Genomic DNA, 19,356 nt, shown 5'->3' with positions numbered 1-19,356 from the left:
CACCGCCCCGTCAGAACAGGAGAGTCCTCGATGAATGCACCTGCCGCCGCTCCCGCCCGCATCACCCGCATCGCCCGCCGCCGCGCGCGCCCGGGGCATGAGGCCGAGTACGAAGTGATGCTGCGTGAAATGCTCGCCAAGATGCGCGAGCACAAGGGTTTTCTGGGCGGCGATCTGATTCCGCCCGAGGCGGCGGGCGAGGAGTATCAGCTCGTGATCCGCTTCGCCTCGGAGGCCGAGTTGCAGGCCTGGGACATGAGCGAGGCACGACACGAGCTGCTCGAGCGCATGAAGGCGGTGGCCGAGGGCGAGCCTGAATTCCGCAAGCTGAGCGGGCTCGAAGCCTGGTTCGAGCCCGCGGTGGTGCCCGCGACGATGCATCCGCCGCGCGTGCGCATGGCGGTGGTGACCTGGCTGGGGATCTTCCCCACCGTGTCCTTCTTCCTGTGGTTCGTGCTGCCGTGGATCCAGCCGCTGCCCTTCCTGCCGCGCACCGCGGTGCTCACTGCGCTGATCGTGGTGACGATGACCTGGGTGGTGATGCCGCGCCTCACCCGCCTGATGCGCGGCTTCCTGAATCCGCCGCGCAAGGGCTGATCGCGCGCCGACGGCACGCGCGTGCCCTGCCTGCCCGGCGGCGCCGGAGCGCGGCGCGCCGGGCCTTTGCGTCACTGCGCCGCGATGATGTCGATCTCGACGCGCAGCCCGGGGAAGGCGAGGCGCTCGATGCCGAGCAGGGTGACCGCCGGCGGGCGCTCGGCGTCGAAGTAGGCGGAGCGGATCTCGCGGATGCGCGTGGTGTCCTCGGGGCGCAGCCCGACGACGTAGATCGTCACCTGCACCAGGTCGCGCATGCTCGCGCCTTGCGCGCGCAGTGCGATCTCGAGGTTGTCGAGCGTGCCTTTCAGTTGCGCCTCGAGGTCGTCGGGGTTGCGCACCTTGCCCTCGCGGTCGCAGTCGACCTGGCCGGACACGAAGATCAGCCGTTGCGGCGTGCTGATCGAGAAGGTCTGGCTGAAGGCCTTGCCGCTGAAGAGCTCGGGGGGATTGATCGCGATGCGTTCCATGGCGCATTTCTCCAGGTGGGGTCGTGACCCTGCCCCGCCCGGAGGAGGGCGGGGCAGGGTGGGGTACGGAAGATGCGGCGCCCGGCTGCGGGCGCCGGTCGCTGTTCAGCGCCCGGCCTGGGGCTGGCGGCAGCGGATCGACTGCGAGGGCAGCACGCCGTAGGTGGATTTGTAAAGTTCGGAGAAGCGGCCCAGGTGCGAGAAGCCGTACTCGAGCGCGACCGCGGTGACGTTCGGACAGGCCTGGCCCGGGTCGCTCAGGATCGAATGCACCTTCTCGAGCTTCTTCTGGCGCACGAAGTTCTTCGGCGTCGTCTTCACGTTCTTCTCGAACAGCAGGTAGAGCGAGCGCAGGCTCAGCCCGGCGTAGTGGGCGAGATCCTCGGCGCTGAGATCGAGCTTGATGTTGCGCTCGATGTAGTTCACCAGGCGCTCGAAGCTGGGCGCGTGCCGGGTGGGGGCGACCATGCTGACGTTGTGCTTGAGCATCACCATCAGCTTGGTGGTGACCACGCGACAGTAGTGCTGCAGCATCTGCGGCGTCGCCAGCTCGGATTCGGCCTCCTCGCAGAGCAGGCGCAACAGCAGCAGCAGGCTGTCGATGTCCTCGAAACGCTGCGGCTCGGGGCTGAACTTGATGCGCTCGTTGGGCTTGAACCAGCGGTGCTCGGTGCAGGCGTCGTCGAGCATCGCCGAGGGGATGCGGACGATGAACTTCTCGCAGTTGTCCGAGTAGGTGAGGTCCACCGGCTCGTCCGGGTTGAGCACCAGCACGTGGCCGGCGGGCAGGTCGAGCGTGCGGTTGGCGAGCGTGTAGCTGCAATAGCCTTGCAGGATGAACTGGGCGTGGTAGATGTCGCCGAGGCTCTCGGACAGCACGCGGGCCTGCGCGCCGTAGCTGAGACGGCAAAGATCCAGCGTGCCGGCGCGGCGGTGGCTGAGCGAGGCGCTGGCGTCGCTGGCGCGCGGCAGGCGCAGGCTGTGCGAACCCACGTTGGCGCGCACGTACTCGGAGACCTCGAAGGGGTTGGCGGCGGCGAAGACATTGCTCTGGCCGTTGAGGAAGCGGATGGGCATCACGCGGTCCTCCATTCGGGTTTGCTCACGTGCGTCTGAAACCGGCGTTCCTTGCTCATGCGCTTCTCCTCTCCGCCTGGCGTGCAGGCTGTCTCGCTCTCTGTCGGACGAAGTCGGCTTCTTGATCGGCCATTCTTCGAGAAACTTAAGAATCTCGATTTTATTGGGAAGCAAAAGCGCTGTCTATGGTTCTATGGATAAAGTTTTTTAATTCTGAGGCCGCAAGACAGGGGGACGAAAAAAAGCCGCGCTGCATCGCTGCAGCGCGGCCGAGGCGTCCGAGGGGAGGGAGAGGACGCGGGAAAATCAGCCCAGGTCGCCACCGCCCACCGGCACGATGGTGCCGGTGATGTAGGCGGCGTCGTCGGAGGCGAGGAACAGGATCGGGTCGGCCTGCTCGTCGAGCGTGCCGTAGCGCTTCATCAGGCTGCTGTCGATCGACTGGGTGTAGATCTGCTTGTACCAGAGCTTCTCCTGCTCGCTCTGTTCCTTGGTGTTGCGCGGGATCAGACGCGGCGGGGCCTCGGTGGCGCCGGGCGCGGTGGCATTGACGCGGATGCCGCGCTCGGCGTTCTCGAACGCCAGGCAGGCGGTGAGCGCATTGACGCCGCCCTTGGCCGCGCCGTAGGGCACGCGGTTGACGCCGCGGGTGGCGATCGAGGACACGTTCACGATCGCACCCTTGCCCTGTTCCTGCATGTAGGGCAGGGCGGCGCGGCAGCACCACAGCGTGGGGAAGAGCGAGCGCCGCACCTCGGCCTCGATCTCGTCCTCCTCGTAGTGCTCGAAGGGCTTGGTCCAGATCGTGCCGCCGACGTTGTTGATCAGGATGTCGATGCGGCCGAACTTCTCGACCGCGGCCTCCATGACCCGCTTGCAGTCGGCGAACTTCTCCAGGTCGGCGGTGAGGCTGAGGACTTCGACCTTGCCGGACAGCTCCTTGGCCACCTCATGCACGAGCTCGGAGCGGTCGACCAGCACCAGGGTGCCCTTCTCCTTGGCCATCTTCTCGGCGACGCGCTTGCCGATGCCCTGCGCGGCGCCGGTGATGACGGCCACTTTCTTCTTGAAACGGTTTGCCATTGTCGCTCCTGACGGGATGGGCAGCGCTCAGACGCTGGCGGCGAACTTCTCGTAATGGAAGCTGTTCGGTTCGACCTTGCGCTCGCGCAGGTCGTGGGCGACGGCCTCGACCATGGGCGGGGGGCCGCACAGGTAGATGTCCACGTTGCCTTCGTTGAGGTGGGCGGGCTCGATGTGGGCGGTGACATAGCCCTTCTTCGGCCAGCTGCTGTCGTCGGCCACCACGCAGACGTCGTAGGTGAAGTTGGGCAGTGCGGCCTTGAAGGCGTCCAGGCGCTGGAGCTCGACCACGTCGGCATCGGTGTTCACGCCGTAGATCAGGTGCACCGGGTGCGCGCTTCCACCGGCCGCGACGAGCTTGTCGAGCATGGCGAGGAAGGGCGCGAGACCGGTGCCGCCGGCGAGCATCAGCACCGGGCGGGCGACGTCGCGCAGGTAGAAGCTGCCGATCGGGCCGGCGAGCTTGATGGTGTCGCCGGCCTTGGCTGCGCCGGTGAGGTAGCCGCTCATCAGGCCGTTGGGCACGTTGCGGATGAGGAAGCTCACCTGGCTGTCGGTGGGCATGGAGCTGAACGAGTAGGCGCGCGTCTGCTCGGTGCCGGGCACGGTGAGGTTGGCGTACTGGCCGGGCAGGAAGGCGAGCTTGCCGATGCCTTCGCCCTGCAGCACGAGCGAGAGCGTGCTCGGCGAGAGCTGGCGCACCTCGGCCACGGTGGCGGTGAGGGTGGCGTGCTTGATCTTGCACACCTCGGACGAGGCGGGCACGTTCACGACGCAGTCGCTCTTGGGGTGCATCTGGCAGGTGAGGACGTAGCCGAGCTTGGCCTCTTCCGCGCTCATGGCGTCGTCGATGTAGAAGCCGAGCTCGTACTTGCCCGACTCGGCCTTGCACTTGCAGGCGCCACAGGCACCGTCGCGGCAATCGATGGGCACGTTCACGCCCTGGCGGTAGGCCGCGTCGGCCACGGTCTCGGTGGCGTTGCAGTCGATGAAGCGGGTGACGCCGTCCTCGAAGTTCAGCGCGATCTTGAATGTCATGGTTGTCTCTCCCGGTTGGGGCGGGGTCGCCCGCGCCGTTGCCGGCGCGCGGTGCCCCGCCCTCGTTGTCAGACGTGGTAAACGTCGATGACGTGGCGGATGTAGTCGGTCTTCAGGACGACCTTCTTTTCCTTGATCAGCGGGCTCGCACCGGACACGTCCAGGGTGTAGAAGCTGGTGCCGCAGAAGTGGTCGGTGTGGTTGTAGCGCACGCTCATGGTGTGCCAGTTGAAGCGCAGCTTGACCGTCTTGTCGTTCTGCTCGACCACCTCGACGTTGCTGATGTGGTGGTTCGTGCGGGTGTCGGGGATGGTCGCGCTCGAGCGCTCGGTGCGGATGCGGAACACGCGGTCTTCCAGGCCGGCGCGGCGGCCGTACCAGATCAGCGAGATCTCGGTCTGCGGGTCCTCGGTCAGCTCGCCGTCATCGTCCCAGGCGGGCATCCAGAAGGTGCAGTTCTCGTCGTACATCGCCAGCCACTCGTCCCACTCGCGGTCGTCGAGGTGACGGGCTTCGCGGTACAGGAAGGCGCACAGGTTCTCGTAGGAAAGGCTCATCTCTTGGGTCTCCGGTTATGCGTTCTTGGCCGCGGCAGCCTTGCGAATCTCTTCAAGCCAGTAGGTGTGCTGGGCGACGTAGAGGCCCTCGTCCTCGGTCTTCACGCCCGACAGGATGGGCTTGAGGTCGATCTTGTCCGCTTCTTCGTCCGGGCCTTCGACCCAGTGCGTGGCGCCGCGCGACATGTCGTTCCACTCCAGCGCACGGCCCATGAAGCCTTCCTGGCAGGCGCGGAATTCTTCGAGGTCGTCCGGCGTGGCCATGCCCGAGGCGTTGAAGAAGTCCTCGTACTGGCGGATGCGGCGGGCACGCGCCTCGGCCGACTCGCCCTTGGGCGCGATGCAGTAGATGGTGACTTCGGTGCGGTTGACGTCGAGCGGGCGGAACACGCGGATCTGCGAGCTGAACTGGTCCATCAGGTACACGTTCGGGTACAGGCACAGGTTGCGCGAATTGCCGATCATCCAATCGGCCTTGGCTTCGCCGAATTCCTTGACCAGACGGTCGCGCTGTTCCATCAGCGGACGGTCTTCGGGGTTGTCCCAGCGCGTCCACAGCAGCAGGTGGCCGTTCTCGAACGAGTACGAGCCGCCGCCCTTCTTGGCCCAGCCGCCGGCGCTCATGGCCTTGATGTCGTCGCCGGCGTCGCGGCTCTTGCGCTGCGCCTGGGTGGCGGCGTAGTTCCAGTGCGTGGCGGTGACGTGGTAGCCGTCGGCGCCGTTCTCGGCCTGCAGCTTCCAGTTGCCTTCATAGACGTAGGTCGAGGAGCCGCGCAGCACTTCCAGGCCCTCGGGCGACTGGTCGACGACCATGTCGATGATCTTCTTCGACTCGCCGAGGAAGTCTTCCAGCGGCTGCACGTCGGCCTTCAGGCTGCCGAACAGGAAGCCGCGGTAGGACTCGAAGCGCGCGATCTTCTTGAGATCGTGCGAGCCCTCGCAGTTGAAGCTCTCGGGGTAGCCGGTCTCGGACGGGTCCTTGATCTTCAGCAGCTTGCCCGAGTTGTTGAAGGTCCAGCCGTGGAACGGGCAGGTGTAGGTGGCCTTGTTGCCGTGCTTGAAGCGTGCCAGCGTGGCGCCGCGGTGGGCGCAGGCGTTGATGAAACAGTTGAGCTGGTTGTCCTTGTTGCGGGTGATGAACACCGGCTGACGACCGATCTTGGTCGTGTAGTAGTCGTTGATCTTCGGCAGCTGGCTCTCGTGGGCGAGGTAGATCCAGTTGCCCTCGAAGATGTGTTCCATCTCGAGGTCGAACAGCTCCCTGTTGGTGAACATCTCACGCTTGCAGCGGAAAAGGCCCTTTTCCTTGTCCTTTTCGATGAGTGAGTCCAGATATTCCGTGGTGATCATCGCCAGAGTCTCCTGTGTTGTCTGATGCGCGGAGTTCGCATCGTAGGGAGGTCAAAAGGCGCGAAATATCCAGTTCTTGCAACATCAGTATCCACTCTCTGCAGGGTGGTCCCGGCTGCACAAAGCGGATAGCGGTTGTGCACGAAGTGGATATTGCCGTATGGCCGCTCCCCCTAATCTGCGCCCCAGATCGTTCCGCCATGCCGCCCGGCGCGTGGGGGACGAGACGGACAAAACGCCCGGAGACGGGCTGATAAAAGGGGAAGGACACTCATGTCATCCGGCAAGCAAATCTCCAACACGTTCACCCAGGAAGAAGGAGACATCCACCTCGGCGGCATCGACGCGATCGTCCGTCTGACCCTCGATCAGGTGCGCACCGACGCCCGTCGCGGGCTCAAGACGGGCATGTTCGTCTCCGGCTACCGCGGCTCTCCCGTCGGCATGCTCGACGCCGCGCTGATCAAGCAGCAGAAGCTGCTGGTGCAGAACCACATCCACTTCGTGGACGGCATCAACGAGGATCTCGCCGCCACCGCGGTGTGGGGCACGCAGATGCTGCACACCGTCGGCAAGCAGAAGTTCGACGGCGTCACCGGCATGTGGTACGGCAAGGCGCCGGGCGTGGACCGCTCGGGCGACGCGCTCAAGCACGCCAACTACACCGGCATCGCCAAGAACGGCGGCGTGCTCGCGATCGCGGGCGACGACCCGAGCTGCAAGAGCTCCTCGCTGTGCTCGCAGTCCGAGCCCATGCTGTTCCACGTCGGCATCCCCTCGCTGTACCCGGGCAACGTGCAGGAGATCCTCGACTACGGCCTGCACGGCTACCAGATGTCGCGTCTGGCGGGCGTGTGGATGGGCATGAAGATCGTCACCAACGTCGCCGACGGCACCGGCACCGCCAACGTGTCGCCCGAGCGCCTGAACTTCGTCACCCCCGACCTCGAGTTCGACGGCAAGCTGTTCACGCCCAACATGAACCTGGGCATGAACGTGCGCGTCGAGGCGCTGGAGATGGAGCAGTCGCTGTACACCCGCCGCCTCGAGGTGGTGAAGCGCTACGCCCGCGCCAACAACCTCAACAACGTCGTCTTCCCCAACCCCGACGCCTGGATCGGCATCCTCACCGCGGGCAAGACCTACAACGACCTCAACCAGGCCTTCCTCGAGATGGGCCTGGACGATGCCGCGCTGCGCCGCTACGGCATCCGCATCCTCAAGATGGGCATGCTGTTCCCGATGGAGCCGACCATCGTGCGCGAGTTCGCGCAGGGACTGGAAGAGATCTTCGTCATCGAGGAAAAGCGTCCCTTCCTGGAGATGTTCGCCAAGCAGGTGCTCTACGGCATGGCCAACGCGCCGCGCATCGTCGGCAAGTTCGACGAGGAAGAGAAGGAGCTGCTGCCGCACTACGGCGAGTTCGAGTCCGACGTCATCGTGCGTGCGCTGCTGAAGCGCCTGTCGCGCAAGACCCGCATCGAGTCGGCCGAGAACTGGCTCAAGCGCCTGGACGAGATCCACTCGCGCAACAAGCTGCCGACCGCGGTGCGCACCGCCTGGTTCTGCTCGGGCTGTCCGCACAACTCCTCGACCCAGGCCCCCGACGGCAGCATCGTGTCGGCCGGCATCGGCTGCCACACCATGGCGATGTGGATGGGCCGCAACGTGGTCATGGGCACCCACATGGGCGCCGAGGGCACGCAGTGGATCGGCATGGCGCCCTTCACCGAGGCGCAGCACATCTTCCAGAACATGGGCGACGGCACCTACGCGCACTCGGGCAGCCTGGCGATCCGCTATGCGGCTTCGACCGGGGTGAACATCACCTTCAAGCTGCTGCGCAACGCGCACACCTCGATGACCGGCGGCCAGGCCATCCAGGGCGAGGTCCCGGTGACCAACATGGTCTCCGACCTCCTCGCCAACGGCGTCAAGAAGATCATCGTCACCACCGACGACCCCTCGCGCTTCAACGGCGTGCAGCTGCCCGGTGGCACCGAGGTCTGGCACCGCGACCGCATCGAGGAGGCGCAGCGCGAGCTTGCCGCCACCCCGGGCTGCACCGTGCTGCTGCACGACCAGGAGTGTGCCGCCGAGCTGCGCCGTGCGCGCAGCCGCGGCAAGGCCGACGAGCCGGTCGAGGTCACCGTCATCAACGAGCGCGTCTGCGAAGGCTGCGGCGACTGCGGCGAGAAGTCGAACTGCATGTCGGTCGAGCCGGTGCAGACCGAGTTCGGTCGCAAGACCCGCATCCACCAGTCCTCGTGCAACAAGGACTTCAGCTGCGTCAAGGGCTTCTGCCCGTCCTTCCTGACCATCACCCCGCATCCGGCCCCGGCCGCCGATGGCGCGCCCAAGAAGAAAAAGGGTCGCATCCCGGCGCTCGAGCGCGAGCTGCCGCCGCCGGTCAAGAAGGTCGATGACAGCCTTGGCTTCGGCATCCACGTCATGGGCATCGGCGGCACCGGCTCGGTGACCGTCGTGGCGACGCTGGCGCGTGCCGCCCGCCTCGAAGGCAAGCACGTGATCGGCCTCGACCAGACCGGTCTGGCGCAGAAGGGCGGCGCGGTGATCTCCGACATCAAGATCACCCACGCCCCGTTCAAGGGTTCGAACAAGATCTCCGACGGCCGTGCCGACCTGTATCTGGGCTTCGACATCCTCAACGCCACCGACCCGAAGAACCTCGACAAGTGCAATCCGGAGCGCACCATCGCGATCGTGTCCACCACCCAGACCCCGACCGGTCAGATGGTGACCAACCGCAAGGCGCTGTTCCCGGCCACCAGCGGCCTCACCGGCGGCATCGACCGCGTCACCCGCAAGGAGCACAACGTGTTCCTCGACGGTGAGGCGCTGGCGGCGGGCCTGTTCGGCGATGCGATGGCGACCAACAACTTCATGGTCGGCGTGGCCTTCCAGGCCGGCACGATCCCGCTCCGGGCCGAGTCGATCGAGGACGCCATCCGCCAGTCCGGCGTCGCGGTGGACATGAGTCTGGCCGCCTTCCGCTGGGGCCGCATGGCGGTGGTCGATCGCGCCTTCGTCGAGGCCGAGGTCGCGCGCCAGAAGACCGGTGGCCAGGTGGTCGTGCTGAACAAGGCGCCGCAGCTGTCGCCGGCTGCGCGTGCGATCGTCGATTCGATCGGCGCCAGCGGCGAGGTCAAGCGCCTGGTCGAGATCCGCGTGCCCGAGCTCATCGCCTTCCAGGACGAGGCCTACGCCAGGCGCTACGCCGAGGTGATCAAGCGCGTGGTTGCGGGCGAGCAGAAGGCGGTTTCCTCCTCCGCGCTCGCCGAGGCGGCCGCCCGCTACCTGTACAAGCTGATGGCCTACAAGGACGAGTTCGAGGTCGCCCGCCTGCACACCGACCCGGCCTTCCTCGCCGAGCTCGATGCGCAGTTCCCGCATGGCTACTCGGTGAAGTACAACCTTGCGCCTCCGCTGCTCTCCAAGACCGATCCGGTCACCGGCCACCCGCAGAAGAAGCAGTACGGCGAGTGGATGTTCAAGGCCTTCAAGCGCTTGTCCGGCCTGAAGCGCTTCCGTGGCAGCGCGCTCGATGTCTTCGGCAAGACCGAAGAGCGCCAGACCGAGCGCAAGCTGATCGAGGAGTACATCCAGCTGCTCGACCAGATCCTCGCCAGGCTCAACCCGGTGAATCACGCTGCGGCGGTGGCGCTGGCGAGCGTGCCCGACGAGATCCGCGGTTTCGGCCACGTCAAGGAGAAGAACCTCGCCGCGGCCCGCGAACTGCAGGCTGCGCGCCTGAAGGCCTTCAACGAGGCGCAGCAGGAACGGCAGGTGGCCTGACATGAACGCCCCCGCGCCGAAGGTCTTCCACCAGGTGACCATCGTCGAGACCGGCGAGGTTTACCGCTGCCGTGAGGACGAGACCCTGCTCGCGGGCATGGAGCGGCTTGGCAAGCGCGGCATCCCGGTGGGCTGTCGCGGCGGCGGTTGCGGCGTGTGCAAGGTGCAGGTCGAGGCCGGCGAGTACAGCAAGCGCGTGATGAGCCGGGCCTACGTCAGTGCCGAGGAGGAGGCCGCCGGCATCGTCCTCGCCTGCCGCGTGAAGCCGCTGTCGGACCTCCGCCTGGCGGTGCTCGGCAAGATGAAGAAGAACGTGTGCGCGACGCCGTCAGCGGCGGCCGCGGACGCAAGGCAGTCGTAGAAACAGGCGGGCGCGACCCGCCGCATGAGAACCCGGGGAGCGCGGGTCGCACGAGGCGCCCGCAACCCCGTCCGTGACCCCTGAGAGGAGATGCAAGATGGCAACTACCGGAGTGATGCGTCCTGGCCACATCCAGCTGCGCGTGCTGGATCTGGATGAAAGCGTGGCCTTTTACAAGGACGTGCTCGGGCTCGTCGAGACCGGCCGCGATGCAGCCGGCCGTGTGTATTTCAAGGCCTGGGACGAGCGCGACCACAATAGCGTGATCCTGCGCCAGGCCGACCGTGCCGGCGTGGACCTGATCGGCTTCAAGGTCAAGGACAAGGCGACGCTCGAGCAACTCGACAAGGACCTGCAGGCCTACGGCGTCGCCACCGAGCGCATCCCGGCCGGCGAACTGCTCGAGACCGGCGAGCGCGTGCGCTTCACCATCCCGACCGGCCACGTCATGGAGCTGTATGCCGAAAAGACCGACGTCGGCAACGGCCAGCCCTACACCAACCCGGATCCGTGGATCGCCGCCTCCGAGCACGGCATCGCTCCGCACCGCTTCGACCATTGCCTGCTCTACGGCCCGAACCTCGAGGAGAACCTCAAGCTGTTCACCGAGGTGCTCGGCTTCCACCTCGTCGAGCGCGTGCTGCTCGAAGACGGCAAGTCCCTGCTCGCCACCTTCATTTCCTGCTCGCACAAGGCGCACGACCTGGCCTTCGTCGCCCACCCCGAGCCGGGCAAGCTGCACCACCTGTCCTTCCTGCTCGACAGCTGGGAGAAGGTGCTGCGCGCGGCCGACATCATGTCGATGAACCGGGTGTCGATCGACATCGGCCCGACCCGCCACGGCATCACCCGCGGCTCGACGATCTACGCCTTCGACCCCTCGGGCAACCGCTTCGAGACCTTCTGCGGCGGCTACGAGACCTATCCCGACCACGCGCCGATCACCTGGACCTTCGACGAGGTCGGCGCCGGCATCTTCTACCACGACCGCAAGCTCAACGAGCGCTTCCTGACCGTCGTGACCTGACCTGGTCCGCATGCCCGGCGCATCGCGCCGGGCATGCGCCAGGACGCACCCCCCGACCCCATCCCCGACGCCGCCCGCCCGACGAGGCCACGACGAAAAGCGGCAACACAATCCAGCAACGTTCGAAAACGTAACGGGAGAAATCATGATCGCTGACAAGATCCTCAACTTCATCGACGGCGAATACGTCGCCACCGACAAGTGGTACGAGAACCGCAACCCGATCAACAACAAGGTGATCGGCATGGTCGCCGAAGCCGGCGAGAAGGAAGTCGACGCCGCCGTCAAGGCCGCCAAGGCCGCGCTGAAGGGCCCCTGGGGTTCGATGTCGCTGCAGAAGCGCATCGAGTTGCTCGAGGCCCTGGTGGTCGAGATCAACAACCGCTTCGACGACTTCCTCGAGGCCGAGTGCGCCGACACCGGCAAGCCCAAGAGCATGGCCTCGCATGTGGACATCCCGCGCGGTGCGGCCAACTTCAAGGTCTTCGCGGACATGGTCAAGAACGTTCCGACCGAGTTCTTCGAGATGACGACGCCCGACGGCGGCAAGGCGATCAACTACGGCTATCGCCGTCCGGTCGGCGTGGTCGGCGTGATCTGCCCGTGGAACCTGCCGCTGCTGCTGATGACCTGGAAGGTCGGCCCGGCGCTGGCCTGCGGCAACACCGTGGTCGTCAAGCCCTCGGAAGACACCCCGCGCACCGCCGCGCTGCTCGGCGAGGTGATGAACAAGGTCGGCATCCCCAAGGGGGTCTACAACGTGGTCAACGGCTTCGGCGCCAACTCCGCCGGCGCCTTCCTGACCGCCCACCCGGACGTCGACGCGCTCACCTTCACCGGCGAGACCCGCACCGGCGAGGTCATCATGAAGGCGGCGGCCAACGGCTCGCGCCCGGTGTCGCTGGAAATGGGCGGCAAGAACGCCGCGATCGTGTTCGCCGACTGCGACTTCGACAAGGCCATCGAAGGCACCCTGCGCTCCGTCTTCCTGAACTGCGGCCAGGTCTGCCTGGGCACCGAGCGCGTCTATGTCGAGCGCCCGATCTTCGACAAGTTCGTCGCCGCCCTGAAGGCCGGCGCCGAAGGCATGAAGATCGGCGTGCCGGACGATCCGGCCGCCAACTTCGGCCCGCTGGTCAGCAAGAAGCATCAGGAGAAGGTGCTGTCCTACTACAAGGTCGCCGTGGAAGAAGGTGCGACCGTGGTGACCGGTGGCGGCGTGCCCCAGATGCCGGGCGAACTCGCCGATGGCTGCTGGGTGCAGCCGACCATCTGGACCGGCCTGCCGGAAACCGCCCGCGTGATCAAGGAAGAGATCTTCGGGCCGTGCTGCCACATCGCCCCCTTCGACACCGAGGAGGAAGTGCTGGAGAAGGCCAACGACAACAAGTACGGCCTGGCCTGCGCGATCTGGACGCAGGACGTCTCGCGCGCCCACCGCGTCGCGCAGAAGATGGAAGTGGGCATCTCGTGGGTGAACAGCTGGTTCCTGCGCGACCTGCGCACCCCCTTCGGTGGCTCCAAGCAGTCGGGCATCGGCCGTGAAGGCGGCGTGCACTCGCTCGAGTTCTACACCGACCTCAAGAACGTCTGCATCAAGCTGTAATAGGAAGATCGTACATGGACCAGAAAACCATCGAAGCCCTGGGCGATTCGCTCTACGACGCGCTCGTCGCGCGCACGCCGATCGCGCCGCTGAGCGCCGCGCATCCCGACATGACGATCGAGGACGCCTACCACGTGCAGCAGCGCATGATCGCGCGCCGCCTCGAGAAGGGCGACCGCGTCATCGGCAAGAAGATCGGCGTCACCAGCAAGGCGGTGATGAACATGCTGGGCGTGCATCAGCCCGACTTCGGCTACCTGCTCGACAGCATGGTCTTCAACGAGGGCGAGTCGGTCGACATGGACACGCTCATCCAGCCCAAGGCCGAGGGCGAGATCGCCTTCCTGCTCAAGAAGGACCTGCAGGGTCCGGGCGTCACCGCAGCCGACGTGCTCGCTGCGACCGAAGGCGTGATGGCCTGCTTCGAGATCGTCGATTCGCGCATCCAGGACTGGAAGATCAAGATCCAGGACACCGTGGCCGACAACGCCTCGTGCGGCGTGTTCGTGCTCGGCGACCAGCTGGTCGACATCGCCGACCTCGACCTCGCGCTCGCCGGCATGGTGCTGGAGAAGAACGGCGAGATCGTCGTCACCGGCGCCGGCGCGGCCACCATGGCCCATCCGGTCAACGCCATGGTGTGGCTGGCCAACATGCTCGGCTCGCTCGGCATCGCGCTCAAGGCCGGCGACATCGTGCTCTCGGGTGCCATGGGCGCCATGGTCCCGGTGGCGCGCGGCGACAACCTGCGCATGACGATCGGCGGCATCGGCGGCTGCTCGGTGCGCTTCGTCTGACCCGCCCCCAATCCAACAGGAAACTTCCAATGAAACTGAATCAGCAAACCATCGAACAACTGGCCGAACACCTCGAGAACGCCGAACTGCAGGCCTTCGAAGTGGTGAAGATCACCGAGGCCCATCCCGACATGGACTGGGACGACGCCTACGCGATCCAGGCCGAGATCCTGCGCCGCAAGCTGGCGCGTGGCAACCGCGTGGTCGGCCTCAAGGCGGGCCTGACCTCGCGCGGCAAGATGAAGCAGATGGGCGTCGACACCCCGGTGTTCGGCTGGCTCGTCGACTACTTCAGCGTGCCGGACGGTGGCGAGATCAAGACCAGCGAGCTGATCCACCCGAAGGTCGAGCCCGAGATCGTGTTCGTCACCAAGCGCGCGCTCAAGGGCCCCGGCTGCCACATCGGCGCGGTGCTTGCGGCGACCGACTTCGTCATGCCCGGCATCGAGATCATCGATTCGCGCTACAAGGACTTCAAGTTCGACCTCAAGAGCGTGATCGCGGACAACTGCTCGTCGACCCGCTTCGTGCTCGGCGGCCAGGCGGCGCCGGTCGCCGGCCTGGATCTGCGCACCCTGGGTGTGGTCCTCGAGAAGAACGGCGAGCCGGTGGCGGTCGGTGCCGGCGCCGCGGTGCTCGGTCACCCGGCGGCGGCGATCGCGGCCCTGGCCAACCACCTCGGCGCGCGCGGCGAGGAGATCCCCGCGGGCACCATGATCCTGTCGGGCGGCGTCACCGAGGCGGTCTCGGTGCAGGCCGGCGACAGCGTCAACCTGCGCATCCAGTCGCTCGGCAGCGTCAGCACCCGTTTCATCTGAGGCCTCCGCCCTCGTCGGCGCGCGGCCGCCTCGGCGGCCGCGTTTCCAGCCCGGTCGCGGCACAGCCCGTGCCGCGACGGGGCCGACCGAATCCGCAAGACGATGCGTCGTCCAGAAGACGCACGAATCCAACCCACCTGCAAGGAAGAGACATCATGAAGAGCACGTTCAAACTCGCCGGCAACCTCGCCCTGACCCTCGCGCTGGCCGCTGCCGGCATCGGCGCCGCGAACGCGGCCGACAAGGTCAAGGTCGGCCTGATGCTGCCCTACACCGGCACCTACGCCGCGCTCGGCACCGCGATCACCAACGGCTTCAAGCAGTTCGTCGACGAGAACGGCGGCAAGCTCGGCGGCCGCGAGGTCGAATACTTCACCGTCGACGACGAGTCCAACCCGGCCAAGGCGACCGAGAACGCCAAGAAGCTGGTCTCGCGCGACAAGGTCGACGTGCTGGTCGGTACCGTCCACTCCGGGGTCGCGCTCGCCATGGCCAAGGTGGCCCGCGACACCAAGACCCTGATGATCGTCCCCAACGCCGGCGCCAACGAGCTGACCGGCCCGCTGTGCTCGCCCTACATCTTCCGCTCGTCCTTCTCGGCCTGGCAGCCGTCCTACGCGATGGGCGAGGCGCTTGCGAAGAAGGGCATCAAGAACGTCGCCACGGTGACCTGGAAGTACTCCTTCGGCGAGGAGTCGGTCGCCGGCTTCAAGGAAGCCTTCGAGAAGGGGGGCGGCAAGCTCGTCAAGGAAATGACCTTGCCGTTCCCCAACGTCGAGTTCCAGCCCTTCCTGACCGAGATTGCCGCGGCCAAGCCCGATGCGGTGTTCGTCTTCTTCGCCGGCGCCGGCGCCGCCAAGTTCGTCGCCGATTATGCCGCGGCCGGTCTCAAGAACAGCATCCCGCTGTACGGCCCGGGCTTCCTCACCGACGGCAACCTCGGTGCGATGGGCGGAGCGGGCGAGGGCCTGCTCACCACGCTGCACTACGCCGACGGCCTGACCCACGCCAGGGATGCGGCCTTCCGCACCAAGTACGCGACGACCTACAAGCTCCAGCCCGACGTCTATGCGGTGCAGGGCTACGACGCCGCGCAGATGTACGAGGCCGGCCTGAAGGCCGCCGGCGGCGATCCGGAGAAGCAGGAAGAGATCATCAAGGGCATGGAGTCCGCCAAGATCGACAGCCCGCGTGGCGCCTTCACGCTGTCCAAGGCGCACAACCCGGTGCAGGACATCTACATGCGCCAGGTCAAGGGTGATCAGAACGTGATGCTCGAGATCGTCTCCAAGGGCCTCGAGGATCCCGCCCGCGGCTGCAAGATGTAAGCCTTCAGCCTCGCAGGGGCGGCCGCTCGGGCCGCCCCCCAATCCCGTTCCTTCTTGAACCCTGATCGATCCTGACAGGCGCATGCCTGCCGGGAGGGGGAGTGTCATGGATTTCGCAAGCTTCCTGATCCAGACGCTGAACTCGCTGCAGTACGGATTGCTGCTTTTTCTGGTGGCAAGCGGACTGACGCTGGTGTTCGGCATCATGGGCATCATCAACCTGGCGCACGGCAGTTTCTACATGATCGGCGCCTACCTGGCCTTCGTGCTCACCAGCGCGACCGGCAGCCTGGTGCTGGCGGTGGTGCTCGGCATCCCGCTGGCGCTGGCCTTCGGCGCCTTCCTGGAGTGGGCGCTGTTCTCCCACCTGTACAAGCGCGACCACCTCGAGCAGGTGCTGCTCACCTACGGCCTCATTCTCATCTTCGAGCAGCTGCGCAGCCTGCTCGTGGGCGACGATGTGCACGGGGTGGCGATTCCCGCCTTCCTCGACGCCTCGATCCAGCTCACCGAGGTCATGAGCTATCCGGTATACCGGCTGGCCATCTCGGCGATCTGCATCGTGCTCGCGGTCGCGCTCTACTACCTGATCCAGCGCACCCGCCTGGGCATGATGATCCGCGCCGGCAACGACGACCGCGGCATGGTCGAGGCGCTCGGCATCAACATCAACATGATCTACCGGGTCGTGTTCGCGCTCGGCGTCGCGCTCGCCGCGCTCGCCGGCATGCTGGCCGCGCCGATCTCGTCGGTGTTCCCGAACATGGGCAGCCACGTGCTCATCATCTCCTTCGTGATCGTGGTCATCGGCGGCATCGGCTCGGTGTGGGGCGCGCTCGTCGCCGCGCTGATCGTGGGCTTCGCCGACACCTTCGGCAAGGTCCTGGTCCCCGAGCTCTCCGGCATCGTGGTGTATGTGGTCATGGCGGTGGTCCTGCTGTGGCGCCCCGAAGGCATCCTGAAGAAGGGCTGAGACCATGAACGCAAATGCTTCCCTGATTCCCAAGCTGGTCGCGCTCGCGATCGTGGCCTGCGTGCCGCTGTCGGGCGAGTCCTTCTACATCGAGATGGTCGGCAAGGTGCTGGTGATGGCGATCTTCGCCATGAGCCTGGACCTGCTGGTGGGCTTCACCGGCCTGGTCAGCTTCGGCCATGCGGCCTACTTCGGCATCGCCGCCTACGCGGTGGCGATCCTGAGCCCCGAGTACGAGGCGGCCAGCCTGTGGTACGTGCTGCCCGCCTCGGTCGGCCTGTCCGCGCTCGCCGCCTTCGTGATCGGGCTCTTCGTGCTGCGCACCAAGGGCATCTATTTCATCATGGTGACGCTGGCCTTCGCGCAGATGGCCTACTTCATCTTCCACGACACCCCGCTCGGCGGCGGTTCGGACGGCAAGTACCTCAACAACAAGCCCTCTGCGTCCATCTTCGGCTGGGAGCCGTTCGACCTCACCAACGAAGTGCACATGTTCTATTTCGTGCTCGCGGTGCTGGTGCTGGTGTATCTGTTCCTGGCGCGCGTGCTGCAGTCGCCCTTCGGCCGCGTGCTGGTGGGCATCAAGAGCAACGAGCACCGCATGCAGTCGCTCGGCTACTACACCTTCCGCTACAAGCTCGGCGCCTTCACGCTGGCCGGCGCGCTCGGCGGGCTGGCGGGCTTTCTGTACGCCGTGCTGTCCGGCTTCGTGACCCCGGAGCTGCTGTCCTGGCACGAGTCGGGCAACGTGCTGCTGATGGTGATCCTGGGCGGCATGGGCAATCTCGCCGGCGCGATCGCGGGGGCCTTCGCCTTCGAGGCGATGCGCGAGATCTTCGCCGACATCACCAAGTACTGGCAGCTGCTGATGGGTGGCGTGATCGTCGCGGTCGTGCTGTTCCTGCCGGGTGGCCTGGCCGGCGTTCCGGGCCGTATCAAGCGCGCCCTGCAGGGAGGAGAGGCCAAATGAGCGTGACGACGAAGAACGAAGTCCTGCTGCAGGCGGACAAGCTGACCCGCCGCTTCGGCGGTCTGGTGGCGAACCAGGACATCAGCGTGACGCTCGAGCGCCAGATGATCCATGTGCTGCTCGGCCCCAATGGTGCCGGCAAGTCGACCTGCATCAACATGCTTTCGGGCGACCTGCCGCCGTCCGAGGGGCGCATCCACTACCTCGGCAGGGACATCACGGCGCTTACCGCGGCGCAGCGCTCGCAGGTGGGGATCGGGCGCAGCTACCAGCGCACCAACATCTTCCCGCAGTTCACCGTGCTCGAGAACGTGCGCCTGGCCGCGCAGTCGCGCCGCCAGCAACCGTGGCGCCTCTTCAGCAAGGCGATGGAGCAGAAGTGGGCGCTGGAGAAGGCGCGCGCCTGCATCGAGGAGGCCGGCCTGGGCAAGCGCGTCGACTGGGTGTCGGGCGTGCTCAGCCACGGCGAGCAGCGCCAGCTCGAGATCGCCATGGTGCTGGCCACCGACGCGCAGGTGCTGCTGCTCGACGAGCCGCTCGCCGGCATGGGTTCGGAGGAGTCGGCGAGCATGGTCGAGGTGCTCAAGCGCCTGCGCCAGACGCGCGGCATCCTGCTCGTGGAGCACGACATGGATGCGGTGTTCGCGGTCGCCGACATGATCACGGTGATGGTCAACGGCCAGCTGCTGGAGTGCGGGCCGCCCGCGCAGATCAAGGCCAGCGTGGCCGTCCAGCAGGCCTATCTGGGTACGGAGGACAGCTTCCATGTCTAACATGCTGCTCGAAGCCAAGGAGATCCACACCTACTACGGTGCGAGTCACATCCTGCACGGCATCGACTTCAACATCCGCGAAGGCGAGGGCATCGCCCTCATGGGCCGTAACGGCATGGGCAAGTCCACGCTGATCAAGAGCATGCTCGGGATCGTCCGCCCCAGGCACGGTCGGGTGCTAGTGCGCGGCGACGACTACACCAGGGCGCGCACGTTCCAGACCGCGCAGCAGGGCATCGCCTACGTGCCGGAAGGGCGCGGCATCTTCAAGAGCCTGAGCGTGCGCGAGAACCTGCTGATGTCGGCGCGCGCCGGCGTCGATGGTCGCCGCGAGTGGACCTTCGACCGCGTGATGGAGACCTTCCCGCGCCTGGGCGAACGCATCAACAACGGCGGCTGGCAGCTCTCGGGCGGCGAGCAGCAGATGCTCACCATTGGCCGTGCGCTGATGACCAACCCCGATCTGCTGATCCTCGACGAGGCCACCGAGGGCCTCGCGCCGCTGATCGCGATGGAGATCTGGCGCATCGTCAAGGAGATCCGCAAGACCGGCATCGCCACCGTGATCGTGGACAAGAACCACGGCGCGGTCACCAGCATCTGCGACCGCGCGATGATCCTGGTCAAGGGGCAGGTCGTATTCGACGGCACCAGCGACGAGATCCGCGCCCAGCCGGAGCTGATCCAGAAGCATCTCGGCGTCTGAGAGCAAGGA

Annotated in this window: 18 protein-coding genes; 12 read left to right on the top strand and 6 right to left on the bottom strand. The window is 66.2% G+C overall.

From position 1 onward, the window contains the following. Window positions 1–30 precede the first annotated feature (30 nt). Entirely contained in the window at window positions 31–597 is a 567-nt protein-coding gene (locus TMZ1T_RS14845; protein ID WP_004265913.1) for an antibiotic biosynthesis monooxygenase, read from the top strand. Between the two features lie 71 nt (window positions 598–668). Here TMZ1T_RS14845 and TMZ1T_RS14840 read toward each other — a convergent pair whose 3' ends face one another. From TMZ1T_RS14840 to benA, 6 genes are all read right to left on the bottom strand, one after another. Further along, window positions 669–1,067, bottom strand: a complete 399-nt coding sequence (locus tag TMZ1T_RS14840) for a RidA family protein (protein ID WP_004265912.1) — start codon at window positions 1,065–1,067, stop codon at window positions 669–671. A gap of 105 nt (window positions 1,068–1,172) precedes the next feature. Continuing rightward, complete coding sequence (locus tag TMZ1T_RS14835) at window positions 1,173–2,144, bottom strand: AraC family transcriptional regulator (RefSeq protein ID WP_012585812.1); 972 nt, start codon at window positions 2,142–2,144, stop codon at window positions 1,173–1,175. Between the two features lie 306 nt (window positions 2,145–2,450). Further along, complete coding sequence (locus TMZ1T_RS14830; protein ID WP_012585811.1) at window positions 2,451–3,227, bottom strand: 1,6-dihydroxycyclohexa-2,4-diene-1-carboxylate dehydrogenase; 777 nt, start codon at window positions 3,225–3,227, stop codon at window positions 2,451–2,453. A 27-nt stretch (window positions 3,228–3,254) separates the two neighbouring features. After that, window positions 3,255–4,265, bottom strand: coding sequence for a benzoate 1,2-dioxygenase electron transfer component BenC (gene benC, locus TMZ1T_RS14825; RefSeq protein WP_004265907.1), 1,011 nt, complete (start codon window positions 4,263–4,265; stop codon window positions 3,255–3,257). A 68-nt stretch (window positions 4,266–4,333) separates the two neighbouring features. Continuing rightward, entirely contained in the window at window positions 4,334–4,822 is a 489-nt protein-coding gene (gene benB / locus TMZ1T_RS14820; RefSeq protein ID WP_004265897.1) for a benzoate 1,2-dioxygenase small subunit, read from the bottom strand. A 15-nt stretch (window positions 4,823–4,837) separates the two neighbouring features. Continuing rightward, window positions 4,838–6,172, bottom strand: a complete 1,335-nt coding sequence (gene benA, locus TMZ1T_RS14815; RefSeq protein WP_004265895.1) for a benzoate 1,2-dioxygenase large subunit — start codon at window positions 6,170–6,172, stop codon at window positions 4,838–4,840. Between the two features lie 273 nt (window positions 6,173–6,445). Between benA and TMZ1T_RS14810 the strand changes: the two genes are divergently transcribed. The 11 genes from TMZ1T_RS14810 to TMZ1T_RS14760 all read left to right on the top strand — a co-directional run bounded on the left by TMZ1T_RS14810 (window position 6,446) and on the right by TMZ1T_RS14760 (window position 19,347). Beyond that, window positions 6,446–9,988: an indolepyruvate ferredoxin oxidoreductase family protein gene (locus TMZ1T_RS14810; protein WP_012585810.1), complete on the top strand. Its 3,543-nt coding sequence runs from the start codon at window positions 6,446–6,448 to the stop codon at window positions 9,986–9,988. A gap of 1 nt (window position 9,989) precedes the next feature. Continuing rightward, a complete protein-coding gene (locus TMZ1T_RS14805) occupies window positions 9,990–10,349 on the top strand; it encodes a 2Fe-2S iron-sulfur cluster-binding protein (protein ID WP_004265891.1) in 360 nt (119 codons plus the stop codon). Window positions 10,350–10,446: 97 nt separating this feature from the next. Further along, window positions 10,447–11,376: a catechol 2,3-dioxygenase gene (locus tag TMZ1T_RS14800; protein WP_004265889.1), complete on the top strand. Its 930-nt coding sequence runs from the start codon at window positions 10,447–10,449 to the stop codon at window positions 11,374–11,376. Between the two features lie 145 nt (window positions 11,377–11,521). Then, on the top strand, window positions 11,522–12,982 hold the full coding sequence (locus TMZ1T_RS14795; RefSeq protein WP_004265886.1) for a 2-hydroxymuconic semialdehyde dehydrogenase: 1,461 nt from the start codon (window positions 11,522–11,524) through the stop codon (window positions 12,980–12,982). A 14-nt stretch (window positions 12,983–12,996) separates the two neighbouring features. Then, the gene (dmpE, locus tag TMZ1T_RS14790; RefSeq protein ID WP_004265883.1) at window positions 12,997–13,779 is read left to right on the top strand and encodes a 2-oxopent-4-enoate hydratase; all 783 of its coding nucleotides are present in this window, start codon (window positions 12,997–12,999) and stop codon (window positions 13,777–13,779) included. A gap of 29 nt (window positions 13,780–13,808) precedes the next feature. Continuing rightward, a complete protein-coding gene (gene dmpH, locus TMZ1T_RS14785; RefSeq protein ID WP_004265878.1) occupies window positions 13,809–14,597 on the top strand; it encodes a 2-oxo-3-hexenedioate decarboxylase in 789 nt (262 codons plus the stop codon). 155 nt (window positions 14,598–14,752) lie between these two features. Then, window positions 14,753–15,925 carry an ABC transporter substrate-binding protein gene (locus TMZ1T_RS14780; protein WP_012585809.1) on the top strand — a complete coding sequence of 391 codons (1,173 nt, stop codon included), beginning with the start codon at window positions 14,753–14,755 and terminating at the stop codon, window positions 15,923–15,925. Window positions 15,926–16,031: 106 nt separating this feature from the next. Next, entirely contained in the window at window positions 16,032–16,898 is an 867-nt protein-coding gene (locus TMZ1T_RS14775) for a branched-chain amino acid ABC transporter permease (protein WP_004265873.1), read from the top strand. A 4-nt stretch (window positions 16,899–16,902) separates the two neighbouring features. Then, the gene (locus tag TMZ1T_RS14770; protein ID WP_012585808.1) at window positions 16,903–17,868 is read left to right on the top strand and encodes a branched-chain amino acid ABC transporter permease; all 966 of its coding nucleotides are present in this window, start codon (window positions 16,903–16,905) and stop codon (window positions 17,866–17,868) included. Then, window positions 17,865–18,641 carry an ABC transporter ATP-binding protein gene (locus TMZ1T_RS14765; protein ID WP_004265868.1) on the top strand — a complete coding sequence of 259 codons (777 nt, stop codon included), beginning with the start codon at window positions 17,865–17,867 and terminating at the stop codon, window positions 18,639–18,641. The genes TMZ1T_RS14770 and TMZ1T_RS14765 overlap by 4 nt, the downstream gene beginning before the upstream one ends. Beyond that, window positions 18,634–19,347 carry an ABC transporter ATP-binding protein gene (locus tag TMZ1T_RS14760; protein ID WP_004265867.1) on the top strand — a complete coding sequence of 238 codons (714 nt, stop codon included), beginning with the start codon at window positions 18,634–18,636 and terminating at the stop codon, window positions 19,345–19,347. The genes TMZ1T_RS14765 and TMZ1T_RS14760 overlap by 8 nt, the downstream gene beginning before the upstream one ends. The last annotated feature ends 9 nt before the right edge of the window (window positions 19,348–19,356 follow it).

The sequence above is a fragment of the Thauera aminoaromatica genome (assembly GCF_000021765.1).
Lineage (GTDB): Bacteria > Pseudomonadota > Gammaproteobacteria > Burkholderiales > Rhodocyclaceae > Thauera > Thauera aminoaromatica.
The sequence above is the reverse complement of the archived record's forward strand: the minus strand, read 5'-3'. Positions and strand labels throughout refer to the sequence as shown.